Raw genomic sequence first — 14,675 nt, 5'->3', positions numbered from 1 at the left:
CCGGTGATCGTGGCTCATGGGCTGGTTGAGATATGGGATAACAGGCGTTGACGGCCCTAGATATTCTTGTCCTGATCGCGGTGTTCGGTGCGGCGATACAGGGATTCATGCGGGGCTTCGTCACCGAAGTGCTCGCGCTGTTCGCCTGGGTCGCGATCGTCGCCGCGCTGAAGATGTTCCATATCGCATTGGCGCAGGCGCTGACCGGCGTGGTCGGCACCGTATCGGGCGCGGCCGTGCTGGCCTTTGCTCTGATTGTCGGCGTGACCTATCTGGGCGGGCGCATGATCGCGCGGGCCATCGGTTCGCGGACACGTACCTCCATCCTGGGTCCGGTCGATCGTGCCCTGGGCTTCGGCTTCGGCGCGCTTAAGGGCCTGATCCTCGCCAGCCTCGTCTTCCTGGTCGTCGCCCTGATGGTCGATACGGTCGGCGGCGGCCCCGCCCGGCGGCCCGAATGGATGGTCAAGAGCCGCACCTATAAGCTGCTGAATGCAACCAGCGCCGGGATCGCCGATTTTGTCGATCGCCGTCGCCGGGGCCTGCCCGTCTTCGGCGCGCCCACTTCCGCCACCGCCTCCGGCCCGACCAATAGCAGCGAGACCCCGTGATGAATGCGCCCCTCTACAATGCAGAGATTTTGCGCCTGACCACGGCGATCCCGCACGATCAGCGCCTGACCGATCCGATGGCCAGTGTCGAGCGCCGCTCGCCCATTTGCGGCAGCCGGGTGACGGTGGACGTCAATCTCGATGAAGCGGGCCGGGTGGCCGAGGTCGGAATGCTGGTCCGTGCCTGTGCCCTGGGGCAGGCGTCGGCGGCGCTGCTGTTGGCGCATGTCGTCGGGCGCAGCGTGACCGAACTGGCCGCCGCGCGCGACGAACTCACCGCCTGGCTGGCGTCGGGGCAGGGGGATGCCCCCGCCTGGCCCGGCGTCGACATCTTCGCCCCGGCGCTGTCCTACACCGCCCGCCACCCCTCGATCCGGCTGGCGTTCGAGGCGGCGGCGCAGGCCGCCGAGGATGCGGCGGCCGGAGCCAGGAACTGATGCACGGCGAGGTATCGCTGCTGCGCGACGGTGCGATCCTATTCGGGTTCGGACTGGCCTTCGTCCTGATCTTTCGGCGGTTGGGACTGGGTGCGACGCTGGGATATCTCGTCGCGGGTGCGGTCGTCGGCCCGCACGTCCTGGGGCTGGTCGGGGACGCCGAGTCCAAGCTGGGCATCGCCGAGATCGGCATTACGCTCCTCCTGTTCATCGTCGGGCTGGAACTGAACCCCGCCCGGCTGTGGCGGATGAAGCATGAGATTTTCGGCCTGGGGCTTCTCCAGGTCGCGATTTGCGGGCTGGCGATCACCGGCATCGTCATCCTCGCGCATTTCTCGCCAGAAGCGGCTCTCGCGCTCGGCCTGCCGCTCGCACTGTCCTCGACCGCGCAGGTGCTGCCGATGCTGCAGTCGTCAGGGCGGATGCGCACGCCCTTCGGCGAGCGGGCCTTTTCGATCCTGCTGTTCCAGGACCTGTCGATCGTCCCGCTCATCACCATCGTCGCGGCCATGTCGCGCAACCCGGCCGATCATACCGGGCCGCCGGGCTGGATCCTGGCGCTAGAGACGATCGGTGCGATCATCGGCCTGATCCTGGCGGGGCGCTTCCTGCTGCGGCCCCTGTTCCGCCTGATCGGCAATATGGGCGAGCGGGAGATGTTCGTCTTTGCCGGGCTGTTCACCGTGGTCGCCAGCGCGGCGGTGATGGAGTTGCTCGGCCTGTCGACCGCGCTGGGGGCCTTCATCGCGGGCGTCATGCTGGCCGACAGTCCGTATCGGCATGAGCTGGAAGCGGATGTCGAGCCTTTCCGCTCGATCCTGCTGGGCCTGTTCTTCCTGGCGGTCGGCATGATGCTCGACCTGCCCGCTATCGCCGAGCGGCCGGTCTTCGTCGCGATCATGGCGATGGCGCTGATCGCCACCAAGACTTTGGTCATCACGCTGATCGGGCTGGCGTTCAAGATGAACTGGCGCTCCGCCCTCGCGCTCGGCCTGCTCATGAGCCAGGGCGGCGAGTTCGGCTTCGTGCTGTTCGCCCAGGCCCAGCAAGGCTATCTGATCGCGCCGGAGGCGGCGAGCCTGTTCGGGGCGATCATCACCCTGTCGATGGCGACGACTCCGTTCCTGATGGGCGCAACCCGCCGTATCCGCGAAGAGCCGGTCATCACCCGCGGCGGCCAGCGCGAGGGGCCGGTGACCGACGGGGCCAATGCTCTGATCGTCGGTTATGGTCGCTTCGGCCAGACCGTCGCGCAGATGCTGATCGCCAGCGACATACCCGTGACCCTGATCGACCGCGATATCGAGATGATCGACATCGCCGCATCCTTCGGAGCGAAGGTCTATTATGGCGACGGCACCCGGCTGGACCTGCTGCGCCAGGCGGGCGCGGCGGAAGCGGAACTGATTCTCTTCTGTCTGGATGACGACCAGATCACGTTGGAGCTGCTGGAAAGCGTTCATGCGGCCTTCCCCAACGCCTCGATCTTCGTCCGCGCCTATGATCGACGCGCGGTCCTCCGCCTCAAGGGCGGCCCCGCATCCTATGTGGTGCGCGAAGTGCTGGAATCGGCGGTCAAGATGGCCCGCCTGGCACTGGGCAGCCTGAAGATCGACCATGCCGAGATCGACCGGGTGGAAACCATGTATCGTGCCCGCGACAAGGAACGGCTGGCGGCGCAGGCGGCTGCGGGCGACCTGCGGGCGGCGAGCGATCGGATCATCACGCAGGACGAAAGGAACGGCTGACCCATGGGACTGGTGGCAATCCTAGCGGCGCTCTCGGGAGCGATTGCGATCGCAGCGGGAGCCTTCGGCGCACACCGGGCCGAAGGCGTGGCGGTGGAATGGCTGCGCACCGGTGGACAATATCAGCTGATCCATGCCGTCGCCGCGCTCGTCGCATTGCGTATGGAGGCGAGGGGGGTCGCATGGACCTTCGTCATCGGCGCGGCGATCTTTGCCGGGACGCTCTACGCCATGGCCTTTGGCGCCCCGCGCTGGTTCGGAGCGATCACCCCGATCGGCGGTACGCTCCTGATCGGCGGCTGGCTGTGGCTCGCCTGGTCGCTGCGCTGAGGCTACACGCCGGGCTTCACCTGCGCCTGGGGATGTTCTAGGGACCGGCCATGGCCGATCCATTCTATATCACCACCGCCATCCACTATCCTAATGGCCGCCCGCATATCGGCCATGCCTATGAGATGGTGGCGGCCGACGTCATCGCCCGGTTCCAGCGTCAGGCGGGCCGCGATGTCTTGTTCCAGACCGGCACCGACGAGCATGGGCTGAAAATGGCCCAGGCGGCGCGTGCGCGCGGCATTTCGACGCGCGAGTTCGCGGATGAAATGTCCAGCCATTTCCATGCGATGGCCGACCGTCTTGATATCTCCTACGACCGTTTCATCCGTACCGTCGACATTGATCACTATGCCGCCAGCCAGGCGATCTGGAAGGCGATGCAGGACAAGGGCGACCTGTATCTCGACCGGTATGAGGGCTGGTATTCGGTCCGCGACGAGGCGTTCTATGACGAAAGCGAACTGACGGCCGCTGAAGACGGCACCAAGCTGTCGCCGCAAGGCACGCCGGTCGAATGGACCGCCGAGGAAACCTGGTTCTTCCGCCTGTCCAAATATCAGCAGCCGTTGCTCGACCTGTACCGCGACAATCCCGATTTCATCCGCCCGGAAAGCCGCCGCAACGAGGTGATGCGCTTCGTCGAAGGCGGCCTGTCCGACCTGTCGGTGTCGCGGACCAGCTTCGACTGGGGCGTGCCCGTGCCCGACAGCCCGGGCCATGTCATGTATGTCTGGGTCGATGCGCTGACCAATTATCTGACCGGCACCGGCTATCCGAACAAGGACAGCGATTTGGCGCGCTTCTGGCCCGCCAATCTGCACCTGATCGGCAAGGACATCGTGCGGTTCCACACCGTCTACTGGCCCGCCTTCCTGATGTCCGCCGACCTGCCGCTGCCGCAGTCGGTGTTCGGTCATGGCTTCCTGCTCCACCGGGGCGAGAAGATGTCCAAGTCGGTCGGCAATGTCGTCGATCCGATGGGACTGGCCGACGCCTTCGGCGTGGATGCGCTGCGCTATTTCTTCCTGCGCGAGGTCAGTTTCGGGCAGGACGGTTCCTATTCGGCCGAAGCCATCGTTACCCGCGTCAATGCCGAACTGGCCAACAGCTTCGGCAACCTAGCCCAGCGGACCTTGTCGTTCATTGCCAAGAATCTGGGCGGCGAACTGCCCGAAGCCGGACGCAGCGATCCGGCCGATGCGGTGCTGCTCGAGGAAGTGGTCGTCGCCTGTGCCGCGCTGAAGACCGCCTTTGACGATCTGGCGCTCAGCCAGGGGATCGAGGCGTGGATGCGGGGTGTCTATGCCTGCAACCAGTATATCGACGTGCAGGCGCCTTGGTCCTTGCGTAAGACCGATCCGGAGCGGATGCACGCTGTGCTCGGCACGCTGGTCCGCGCCATCCGTATGCTGGCGATCGCGATCCTGCCGGTGACGCCGCGTGGCGCCGGACTGGTGCTCGACACGCTGGGGGCAGAGGAACGCGATCACGCCGCGATCGACGATGACGGCTGGTATGCCCGCCGCGCCGGCAACGGCGTACCGCTGGCCACTCCGACCCCGGCATTCCCGCGTCTGGAAATCCCGGCAGAGGCCGACGCCTGATGCTGGCCGACAGCCATTGCCACCTGAACTATAAGGGGCTGGTCGAGGAGCAGGCGGCGATCCTGACCCGCGCGCGGGATCGGGGCGTCACCGCGATGCTCAACATCGCCACGCGGGAAAGCGAATGGGATGCGGTGATCGCCACCGCCGAGCGTGAGCCCGATGTCTGGGCGACGGTCGGCATCCACCCGCATGAGGCCGATGCGCACCCGCATATCGACACCGCCAAACTGATCGAGCGGGCGCGTCATCCGCGTGTCGTCGGCATCGGCGAGAGCGGGCTGGACTATTACTACGATCATAGCGATCGTGCGCGTCAGCAGGCCAGCTTCCGCGCGCATATCGCCGCCTGCCGTGAAACCGGTCTGCCGCTCGTCGTGCATACCCGCGACGCCGAGCAGGATACCGCCGCCATCCTGGCCGAGGAGATGGGGAAGGGGGCCTATCCCGGCGTCATCCACTGCTTCACGGCCAGTGGAGATTTCGCCGATAAAGCATTGGCGTTAGGCTTTTATATATCCATATCGGGTATCGTGACGTTCAAGAGCGCGAAGGATCTGCAGGAAACCGCTGCACGTCTGCCGCTGGATCGGTTGCTAGTCGAGACCGACGCGCCGTTCCTGGCGCCGGTACCCCATCGGGGCAAGACGGGGGAGCCGTCCTTCGTCGCCGACACCGCCAAGTTCCTCGCCGATCTGCGCGGCGAAACGGTCGAACAACTGACCCAAGCGACCGCTGAAAACTTCCATCGGCTGTTCGCGAAGACCCGCGCGTGAAAATCCGCATTCTCGGTTGCGGCACGTCTTCGGGCGTGCCCCGGATCGGCAACGACTGGGGGGCCTGCGATCCGACCGAGCCTCGCAACCGACGAATGCGCTGTTCGGCACTGATCGAGCATGACGGCACCCGCATCCTGATCGACACTGGCCCCGACATGCGCCAGCAGTTGCTGGCGGCCGATATCGGTACGGTCGATGCGGTCATCTGGACCCATGATCATGCCGATCACTGCCATGGTATCGATGACCTCCGGCAAATCTTCCACGCCTTGGGCGAGCCGGTGGCGGGCTATGCGCGGCCCAACACTGCGGCGTCGCTGGAAGCGCGGTTCGGCTATGTGTTCCGGGGAAAGACGGGATACCCGCCGACCGCGACCATGAAGCCGATCGATGGCGAATTGATGATCGGCCCGATCCGCATACGGACAGTGGACCAGCCACATGGTCGCATCTTGTCGGCAGGCCTGCGCTTCGAATGTGACGGCAAGAGCATCGGCTACGCCACCGATTTTCATGAATTAACGCCGGAAATGGCCGAACTTTATAGCAGCCTCGACCTCTGGGTTGTCGATGCACTCCGCCGGCATCCGCATCCGGCGCATGCCGATCTGCCATCGGTTCTGCATTGGATCGCGGGGCTCAAGCCACGCCGCAGCGTGCTGATCCATATGGACCAGTCGATGGACTATGCGACCCTATGCCGCGAACTGCCCGCAGGTGTTGAGCCTGCCTATGACGGCATGGAATTGATCCCTTGAGCGGCGATCGGGCCATGGACATCGTCTATTATGGCCTGATCCTTTTGCTACCGCTGAGCGCACTGGCGGCCCGGCGCATTCCCATCGGTCAAACGGTACGAATGTCGCTAATCTGGATCGGGATATTCGGCGCCGCTTTCTTGGTCGTTGCACAACGGGACCGCCTGACAGGCCTTTGGTCTCGTGAGGCTATGCCGGACGGGATTGTGCGCATTCCGGTAGCGGCTGACGGGCATTTCTACGCCACCGTCCGCATCAACGGGATCGAGCGTCGGATGCTTGTCGACAGTGGTGCGACCACGACCGCCTTGTCCGAGGCAACCGCCCGGGCCGCCGGGCTCGATCTCAACGAAAGTCCGTTCGGCAGCCTGATCGAAACCGCCAATGGTCGCGTCACGGCATCGCATGTCACCATCGCCGAACTGTCCATCGGACCGATCCAACTGAGGAATGTCGGCGCCGACGTGTCATCGAACTTCGGCGACCAGGATATCATCGGCATGAACGTGCTGAAACGGTTGCGTTCATGGCAAGTGGAGCAAGGGCTACTGATCCTGAACACCGCGCCCTAAGCACTTTTTTACATAATATATATTATCAATTTGAAGGAATGCCGAGTTGGAACGCCTGCTGACCATCATGAAACGCCTCCGCGACCCCCGGACCGGCTGCGAATGGGATGTGGCGCAAAGCTTCGAGAGCATCGCGCCTTACACCATCGAGGAAGCGCATGAAGTCGCCGACGCAATCGCACGCGGTGATATGGCGGATCTCAAGGACGAGCTCGGTGATCTCCTTCTGCAAGTGGTCTTCCATGCCCAGATCGCCGAGGATCATGGGCAGTTCGCCTTTCCCGATGTCGTCACGGCGATCAGCGACAAGATGGAGCGGCGTCACCCGCATATCTTTGGCGATCAGGCCGAAGGTGGTCATCACCTATGGGAGCAGATCAAAGCCGAGGAGCGTCAGGCCAAGGCGGCGGGCGGTACGCTGGATGGCGTCGCGCTTGGCCTCCCCGCCCTGATGCGGGCGGACAAGCTTCAGAAGCGTGCCGCCCGGGTCGGCTTTGACTGGCCGGATGCCGAAGGATCGCGAGCGAAGGTCGACGAGGAAATCCAGGAGATCACCGAAGCACCGCCCGAGACACTGGCGGAGGAATTTGGCGATCTGCTATTCTCGGTCGTCAACTGGGCGCGCCATTGCGGCGTCGATGCCGAAGCGGCGCTCCGTTATGCCAATGGCAAATTCGAGCGCCGCTTTCGCGCGATGGAAGCCGAGGCGGGCGATGGTTTCCCCGCACTCGAACTGGAAGCGAAGGAAGCGCTATGGCAGGCCGTCAAGCGTCGCGACGGGTGAACCGCTCATAATCGGACTCGGCCAGGCGGACATCATAGACCGCCTGATCGCCCTCAATGACCTGATCCAGCACTTCGCCATGCGCGTGAAGCCAAGCGGCCCCCGCCCCGTCGCCTGCGTCCAGCGTGACGCGATACCGCCGATGCCCGGAGGTCAGCGCAGCCGCAACCTGCTCGATCAGGTCGTCAATGCCCTCCCCCGTCATCGCCGAAACTGCGACGATGTTGGGACGGCGGTCGGCGTCGACCAGCACATCCTCACGCGCATCGCCTTCGATCAGGTCGATCTTGTTCCACGCTTCGAACCGAGGCGTTTCGGGATCGACACCGATCTCGGTCAGCACGGCCTCGACGTCGGCGCGCTGCGCCTCCGTGTCGGGATGCGCAATGTCGCGGACGTGGATCAGCAGGTCGGCCGATACCACTTCCTCCAACGTCGCCTTGAATGCGGCAACCAATTGGGTCGGCAGGTCGGAGACGAAGCCCACCGTGTCGGACAGGATCGCCTTGTCGATGCCGGGCAATGAAATCTGGCGCAAGGTCGGATCGAGCGTGGCGAAAAGAAGGTCCTTCGCCATGACATGAGCGCCGGTCAACCGATTGAAAAGCGTGGACTTTCCGGCATTGGTGTAGCCGACCAGCGCAATGACCGGCCACGGCGCGCGCTGACGCCGCTCGCGATGAAGCCCACGCGTCCGGCTGACCTGATCCAGCTCTCGCCGAAGTCGCGCCATGCGATCGCGGATCATCCGGCGATCGGCTTCGATCTGCGTTTCACCGGGACCGCCGAGGAAGCCGAAACCGCCGCGCTGCCGTTCGAGGTGGGTCCAGCTGCGCACCAGACGACCGGCCTGATAGTCAAGATGCGCGAGTTCGACCTGCAACCGCCCCTCGGCGGTGGCGGCGCGCTCGCCAAAGATTTCCAGGATCAGGCCGGTGCGGTCGATGACCTTGGCCTCCAGCGCGGTTTCGAGGTTACGCTGCTGCACTGGGGTCAGCGAGGCGTCGAAGACCACCAGCTGGGCTTCTTCCATCCGCACCTGCTGGGCGACCTGCTCCACCTGTCCGCTGCCGATCAGCGTGGCGGGCTTGGGCGCACGGACACGCAGCGCCACGCGCTCGACCACGTCCAAGCCGATCGCCATGGCAAGTCCGGCGGTTTCCTCCAGCCGCGCCTCGGCGTCACGCGCGGCATCGCCCTGATCAGGCAGGACGATGACCGTGCGGGCACCACGGGCGAATTCACCGCGGTCGCGATCGAAACCCGTACTCAATCCTCGGCCGATCCCGCCTGCTCTTCGGCCAGATTCAGCGGACGGGCCGGCTGAATGGTCGAGACGGCGTGCTTGTAGACGAGCTGGGCCATGCCCTCACGCTGGAGCAGCATGCAGAACAGGTCGAAGCCCGCAATCTGTCCCTGCAGCATGACGCCGTTGATCAGGAACATCGTGACGGGGTCTTCGGACTTGCGCACCGCGTTCAGGAAGATTTCCTGCAAAAGCGGGTTCTTGCGCTGCTGTTCGTTCACGCCGTCGACGATCGCGGCAACGTCCAGCGGGCCCGAGGGCATGATGGTGGAGATGGCATGCTTGTAGATCAGCTGCGACTGACCGTCGCGGCGCAGCAATACCGAGAAATTGTCGAACCAGGTGACGATACCCTGGAGTTTCACGCCCTTCACGAGGAACATGGTCACCGGCGCCTTGGAGCGGCGCAGTGCATTCAGAAACAGGTCCTGTAGCGAACCCGATTTGTCGGCCATGGTCGAGCCCTTGTTCTTGGCGGGTCCGTGCCCGCGAGTAGCGCCGTTTCCCGGCGTCGGAATTGCGCCCGTGTACCGGGCGCGACCGATATCTATGGTCTCGACAGGCATTCGTCCAGAGGCAGCGATCAATCCTCTCGCGTCTCGCTGATCCCCAGCAGCTTCAGCTTGCGGTGCAATGCCGAGCGCTCCATCCCGATGAAACTGGCCGTGCGTGAGATATTACCGGAAAAACGCCGGATTTGGACACGCAGATATTCACGCTCCCAACTTTCGCGGGCCTCACGGAGCGGAGCGCCCATGATCGCCGTCGCACCGCCGCCGCCCATATCGGCCCCCTCCCCCAGCACCTCGGCGGGCAGCAGGTCCAGGTCGATCCGCCCGACCCGGTCGCCCGGCGCCAGGATGATCGTCCGCTCGACGACATTGCGGAGCTGGCGAACATTGCCCGGCCAATCATAAGATTGCATCGCAACCATGGCGTCGGCCGCGATCTCGGGCGTGCGGACGCGGCGCTCGCTGGCGTAATGGGCCATGAAATGCTCGACCAGCGGGGGGATGTCCTCGCGCCGTTCCGCCAGCGACGGGATGGTCACGGGCACCACATTGAGGCGGTAGTACAGATCCTCCCGGAAGCGCCCCTCGGCGATTTCCTGAGTCAGGTCCCGCGCGGTGGCGGAGACGACACGGACATCGACCTTGACGACGCGGGTGCCACCGACGCGGGTGAAACTCTGGTCGGTCAGCACGCGCAGGATACGTGCCTGGGTCGCGATCGGCATGTCCGCGATCTCGTCGAGGAACAGCGTGCCGCCATGCGCTTGTTCGAGAAGGCCGGTACGGACCAGATCGCCCCCCTCCTCCACGCCGAACAATTCTTCCTCGACCCGCTCGGGCGTCATGCGTGCGGCGCTGACCACCACGAATGGCGCATCGGCGCGGTTGCTCCAGCCGTGGAGCAGGCGTGCGGCGACTTCCTTGCCGACGCCTGCCGAACCCATGATGAGCACCCGGCTGCCCGTTGCGGCCACACGCTTCAGGGTCGCGCGAATGCCATTGATGGCGCTCGACGATCCGGTCAGATCGGTCTCCCGCCCGGCCGACGCCCGCAGCGAGGCGTTTTCACGACGCAGCCTTTCGGTCTCGGTTGCGCGCGCGACCATCAAGAGCAGGCGTTCGGCCTCGAACGGCTTTTCGATAAAGTCGGCCGCGCCCTTTCGGATCGCGGCGACGGCCGTGTCGAGATTGCCATGACCGGAGATGACGAGGACCGGAATAGACGGATCGCGCCGCTTGATCTCGTCGAGCAGCTCCAGCCCATCGAGCTTCGACCCCTGTAGCCATACGTCGAGAAGGACGAGCGACGGCCGTCGCACCGCCACCGCCTCCAACGCGGAGTCGCTATCGGCTGCGACGCGGGCATCATAGCCCTCGTCCTCCAGCACGCCCGCGACGAGTTCGCGGATATCGAGTTCGTCGTCGACGACGAGGATGTCCAAAGCCATGATCTTTTTACGTCCGGGTACGAGTCAATGCGGTGAGCTGGCCCTCCCCAGCCAGTTCGGGTTCGGCGCCCCCCTGATCCAGTGCCGCCAGGGCACCGGCGTCGAACATCATCGAAACGATGGTCCCACCGGCGGGATTGTCGGAAAAGCCGATCGTGCCGGCATGTTCCGCAATGATCTTGTTGACGATGGCGAGGCCCAGTCCTGTCCCGCGCGCGCGCGTCGTCATATAAGGCTCGATGATGCGGTCTCGCTCCGGTGGTAGGCCGATGCCATTGTCGGTCACCGTGATCGTGACCATGCCGCCCTGCTGGCCGACAATCATCACAACCTCTCCGCCCGTCAGGCCTTCCGGACGGGACTCGATGGCTTCCACCGCATTCTTGACGATGTTCGTCAGGGCCTGGCTCATCTGACGACGGTCGCAGACAAGGGTCGGGGCGGGCTCCTCCTGATCCAGCTGGAAGCGGACTTCGGGATGCGCGACCTCGTGCAGGAACATCGCCTGGGCGCAGATATCGGCGATGGCCTCTTCGCGGAACACGGGCTTGGGCATCCGCGCGAAGGAGGAGAACTCGTCGACCATACGGCGAAGGTCACCGACCTGACGGACGATGGTCTCGGTCAGGCGACCGAACGTCGGGTCTTCGGGCCCGACGACCTTCCCGTAGCGGCGCTGGAGCCGTTCGGCGGCAAGCTGGATCGGGGTCAGGGGGTTCTTGATCTCATGCGCGATGCGGCGCGCGACGTCCGACCAGGCGGCGCGGCGCTGGTCGAGCAATTGCTGGGTGATGTCGTCGAAGGTCAGGATCGGGCCGTCGCCGGTCTGGGCGATGCGCACCGCAAGGGTCCGCATGTCGCCGTGGAGCGCCACCTGAACCGTCGCTTCACGCCGTCCCTGGTCGAGCAGTTCGTCGAGCTCGGGTGCGACTTCGCCCAGCTTGCGCCCGACCAAACCGCCCTGATCGGCACCGAGCAGTAGATCCGCGGAATTGTTCGCGATCCGCACCTGCCGATCCCGTCCGATCGCAACGACGCCCGCGGAAACGCCCGCCATCACCGCCTCGATCAGCGCGCGGCGATTGTTGAGCTGGGCATTGGCGGTGACCAATTCGGTGTTCTGACGCTCCAACTGGCCGGTCATCTGGTTAAAGGCGTTGGCGAGGGTCCCGACCTCGTCACGGGTCTTGGGATCGGGCACGCGGGCGGTCAGGTCACCGCCCGCGATCCGCCGCGCAGCGTCGACCAGCTCGCCCACGGGGCGGACGAGGCGGTCCGCCACCGCGAGCGCGATCCAGACCGCAATGCCGACGATCAAAAGCGCGATCGCGAACAGGACGAGGTTGAACTTCAACTGGAGCGATCGGGCACGCCCCTGAAGCGCGCGATAATCGTCGAACACGTCCTCGGCGGCAAAATGCTGCTTGCTGAGGAACTCGGCATTCACCGGTGTTCCGATATAGAGCATCAGGCCATTGCCCTCAGGCAAAGGCGTGACCACCCAGACGCGTTGCTCGTTGATCCCCACTTCGGGACGGCTCAGCTTGCTCGCCTGCTGGATCATTTCCGGCGTCACCAACTCGCGAAAGGTCGTGTCCGAAGGCTGGTTGAAGAAGTCGTAGAATTTGAAGCCCTGCTTCCGATCGTAGGAGAACAGGACCGACTCCACCGTATCACGCACGACCGTCTGCTGGACGAGATAGTCGTGGAAATCGCGCCGGTTCTCGCGCAGTGCGGGCAGGTTCCGGCCCAGGTCCTGCGACATGGCACGACCTGTGTCGACCCAACGCTTGATGATCTGCTGCTGCGACTGCCGGGCAATGTCCATGGCGTCGCCGAACGCCTGTCGGGCACGGTCGGAAATCCAGAATTCGGCCGAGGACTGGAACAGCACCGAAGCGGTGACGACGGTCAACAGGATCGGGATGCTTGCGGTCAGCGAGAACAGCGCGACCAGCCGCACATGGAGCCGTCCGCCACCGCCGACCGGCGATTGAGCCGCCCGTCGCATCGCGACCCGCCGACCCAGCAGCATCAACAGCAGGACGCCAGGCACCAGATTGAGCGCGAGCAACCCCGCCATCACCGGCGGTGCGATCAACCCCTGCGCATCATGGCGGCTGTCGATATAGACATAGGTCCCGACCGCGACTGCGACCGCCCCGAGGATGACCGCGACCTCCATGACCGGAGTGACCGCGAAGCGAGAGCGCGGCCCTTCGGCAGGTTCAGCGGGCTTCACGGACGCCAACATCGTTGCAATCGTACAACGTGAAGCGTGTCCTGCAAGCCACAATTCGTGAAAATTATGCCAGCGCCTCTCCACCCTCGTCATCGCCGTTGACGGGGATGTTGAGTGTATCGAGGCGCTTGCGCAGGGTATTGCGGTTGATCCCCATCGCGCGTGCCGCACGAAGCTGGTTACCGCCGTGACGCGCGAGCATCGCTTCGATCAGGGGACGTTCGACCTCGCCGATGATACGGTCATAGAGCGTGCCGTCGTCCAGCGATGTCGGCTGCGCCATGGCGAGCCGTGCGATGTAGGCGCGCACCGCCGCCGACAGGTTTCCGTCCGCAGCCGCGACGCCGACCGCTGCGAAAGACGAACGCGCTTCCCCCAACATCGTCCGCACCGCTTCGGCATCGATCACCTCGTCGCGCGCGAGTACGGCGAGGCGCCGCATCATATTCTCGAGCTCACGCACATTGCCCGGCCAGTCATGGGTGACCAGTACGTCGAGCGCATGGGTATCGATCCGGCGCTTGGGTAGTCCCTGCAGCGCGGCATTCTCCAGAAAGTGCCGGGCAAGAAGCGGGATATCCTGACGTCGTTCGCGAAGAGCCGGCAAGGCGATCGGCACGACGTTCAGGCGGTAGAACAGGTCTTCGCGAAATTGCCCAGATGCGACCTGCTGGCTGAGATCGCGGTTCGTCGCCGCCACGATGCGGACATCGGTGCGGATCGTCCGCGCGCCGCCGACCGTCGTGAACTCGCCGGATTGCAGGACGCGGAGCAGGCGCGTCTGCGCCTCCATCGGCATATCGCCGATCTCGTCGAGGAACAGCGTACCGCCAGCCGCCTGCTCGAACCGGCCCGCATTGCGCTGGGCCGCGCCGGTAAAGGCGCCGCGTTCGTGCCCGAACAGCTCGGCCTCGATCAGTTCGCGGGGGATGGCGGCCATGTTCAGCGCGACGAAGGGCGCGGCGCGGCGGGGGCCCAGGTCATGGATCGCCCGCGCGACCAGTTCCTTGCCGGTTCCCGACTCGCCCGAGACGAGGACGGTCAGGTCGGTCGACACGACACGGGCGATCACGCGGTACACGCCCTGCATCGCCTGCGACCGGCCGATCAGCGGCAGGGCGCGGTCATCCTCGCCCAGCCCGTCCTCGACCAGCACGCCGCGCCGGGCGAGCGCGCCTGCAACCGCATGGGTCAGCGCATCGAGGTCGAAGGGTTTCGGCAGATACTCATACGCCCCGACCTCTGCCGCGCGGACGGCGGTGGTCAGCGTGTTTTGCGCCGACAGGACGATGATCGGCAGGGCGGGAAACCGCTCGGCCACGCCCCGGATATGATCGATGCCGTCGCCGTCCGGCAGAATCACGTCGGTGACCAGCACGTCCGGCGCGCCGCCCGCAAGGATACGGTCCAGCCGCGCCAGCGTCTCGACTGTCGTCACCTCGTGCCCAGCCCGCCGTAGGGCCTGGCCGACGACGGTCCGGATCGCGGCGTCGTCATCGACGACGAGGACGTGACTCATGATTGGGGGCTCATGGATGGGC

At 65.0% G+C, this 14,675-nt stretch carries 14 protein-coding genes; 9 read left to right on the top strand and 5 right to left on the bottom strand.

Annotated elements, in window-relative coordinates; genetic code table 11:
* Positions 1 to 107 precede the first annotated feature (107 nt).
* The 9 genes from ASF14_RS11360 to mazG all read left to right on the top strand — a co-directional run bounded on the left by ASF14_RS11360 (position 108) and on the right by mazG (position 7,626).
* Positions 108 to 611 (top strand): CvpA family protein, encoded by a 504-nt coding sequence (locus tag ASF14_RS11360; RefSeq protein WP_236697055.1) that lies wholly within the window; start codon positions 108 to 110, stop codon positions 609 to 611.
* Positions 611 to 1,048: an iron-sulfur cluster assembly scaffold protein gene (locus ASF14_RS11355; RefSeq protein WP_056434899.1), complete on the top strand. Its 438-nt coding sequence runs from the start codon at positions 611 to 613 to the stop codon at positions 1,046 to 1,048. The genes ASF14_RS11360 and ASF14_RS11355 overlap by 1 nt, the downstream gene beginning before the upstream one ends.
* The gene (locus ASF14_RS11350) at positions 1,048 to 2,796 is read left to right on the top strand and encodes a cation:proton antiporter domain-containing protein (protein WP_056434898.1); all 1,749 of its coding nucleotides are present in this window, start codon (positions 1,048 to 1,050) and stop codon (positions 2,794 to 2,796) included. The genes ASF14_RS11355 and ASF14_RS11350 overlap by 1 nt, the downstream gene beginning before the upstream one ends.
* A gap of 3 nt (positions 2,797 to 2,799) precedes the next feature.
* Positions 2,800 to 3,126, top strand: coding sequence for a DUF423 domain-containing protein (locus tag ASF14_RS11345; protein WP_056434897.1), 327 nt, complete (start codon positions 2,800 to 2,802; stop codon positions 3,124 to 3,126).
* Between the two features lie 50 nt (positions 3,127 to 3,176).
* A complete protein-coding gene (metG, locus tag ASF14_RS11340; RefSeq protein ID WP_056434896.1) occupies positions 3,177 to 4,733 on the top strand; it encodes a methionine--tRNA ligase in 1,557 nt (518 codons plus the stop codon).
* Entirely contained in the window at positions 4,733 to 5,509 is a 777-nt protein-coding gene (locus tag ASF14_RS11335; protein WP_056434895.1) for a TatD family hydrolase, read from the top strand. Before metG ends, ASF14_RS11335 begins: the two co-directional genes overlap by 1 nt.
* The gene (locus ASF14_RS11330) at positions 5,506 to 6,270 is read left to right on the top strand and encodes an MBL fold metallo-hydrolase (RefSeq protein ID WP_056434894.1); all 765 of its coding nucleotides are present in this window, start codon (positions 5,506 to 5,508) and stop codon (positions 6,268 to 6,270) included. The genes ASF14_RS11335 and ASF14_RS11330 overlap by 4 nt, the downstream gene beginning before the upstream one ends.
* Positions 6,267 to 6,842 carry a retropepsin-like aspartic protease family protein gene (locus tag ASF14_RS11325; RefSeq protein WP_056434893.1) on the top strand — a complete coding sequence of 192 codons (576 nt, stop codon included), beginning with the start codon at positions 6,267 to 6,269 and terminating at the stop codon, positions 6,840 to 6,842. Before ASF14_RS11330 ends, ASF14_RS11325 begins: the two co-directional genes overlap by 4 nt.
* 67 nt (positions 6,843 to 6,909) lie before the next feature.
* Positions 6,910 to 7,626, top strand: a complete 717-nt coding sequence (gene mazG / locus ASF14_RS11320; RefSeq protein WP_056435337.1) for a nucleoside triphosphate pyrophosphohydrolase — start codon at positions 6,910 to 6,912, stop codon at positions 7,624 to 7,626.
* Here mazG and hflX read toward each other — a convergent pair.
* From hflX to ntrC, 5 genes are all read right to left on the bottom strand, one after another.
* Positions 7,607 to 8,899 carry a GTPase HflX gene (gene hflX / locus ASF14_RS11315; protein ID WP_056434892.1) on the bottom strand — a complete coding sequence of 431 codons (1,293 nt, stop codon included), beginning with the start codon at positions 8,897 to 8,899 and terminating at the stop codon, positions 7,607 to 7,609. The two genes, mazG and hflX, sit on opposite strands and share 20 nt — an antisense overlap.
* A complete protein-coding gene (hfq, locus tag ASF14_RS11310) occupies positions 8,896 to 9,498 on the bottom strand; it encodes an RNA chaperone Hfq (RefSeq protein ID WP_269083248.1) in 603 nt (200 codons plus the stop codon). The genes hflX and hfq overlap by 4 nt, the downstream gene beginning before the upstream one ends.
* A gap of 17 nt (positions 9,499 to 9,515) precedes the next feature.
* On the bottom strand, positions 9,516 to 10,892 hold the full coding sequence (gene ntrX / locus ASF14_RS11305) for a nitrogen assimilation response regulator NtrX (protein WP_056434891.1): 1,377 nt from the start codon (positions 10,890 to 10,892) through the stop codon (positions 9,516 to 9,518).
* 7 nt (positions 10,893 to 10,899) lie between these two features.
* Positions 10,900 to 13,134 (bottom strand): sensor histidine kinase NtrY-like, encoded by a 2,235-nt coding sequence (locus ASF14_RS11300; protein ID WP_236697028.1) that lies wholly within the window; start codon positions 13,132 to 13,134, stop codon positions 10,900 to 10,902.
* Between the two features lie 64 nt (positions 13,135 to 13,198).
* Positions 13,199 to 14,653 carry a nitrogen regulation protein NR(I) gene (ntrC, locus tag ASF14_RS11295; RefSeq protein WP_056434889.1) on the bottom strand — a complete coding sequence of 485 codons (1,455 nt, stop codon included), beginning with the start codon at positions 14,651 to 14,653 and terminating at the stop codon, positions 13,199 to 13,201.
* Positions 14,654 to 14,675: the final 22 nt, after the last annotated feature.

Origin of the sequence: Sphingomonas sp. Leaf257, from assembly GCF_001422185.1 — a bacterium.
GTDB lineage: Bacteria > Pseudomonadota > Alphaproteobacteria > Sphingomonadales > Sphingomonadaceae > Sphingomonas > Sphingomonas yabuuchiae.
Note: the sequence above shows the minus strand (reverse complement) of the source record. Positions and strands in the feature narration are given on the sequence as shown.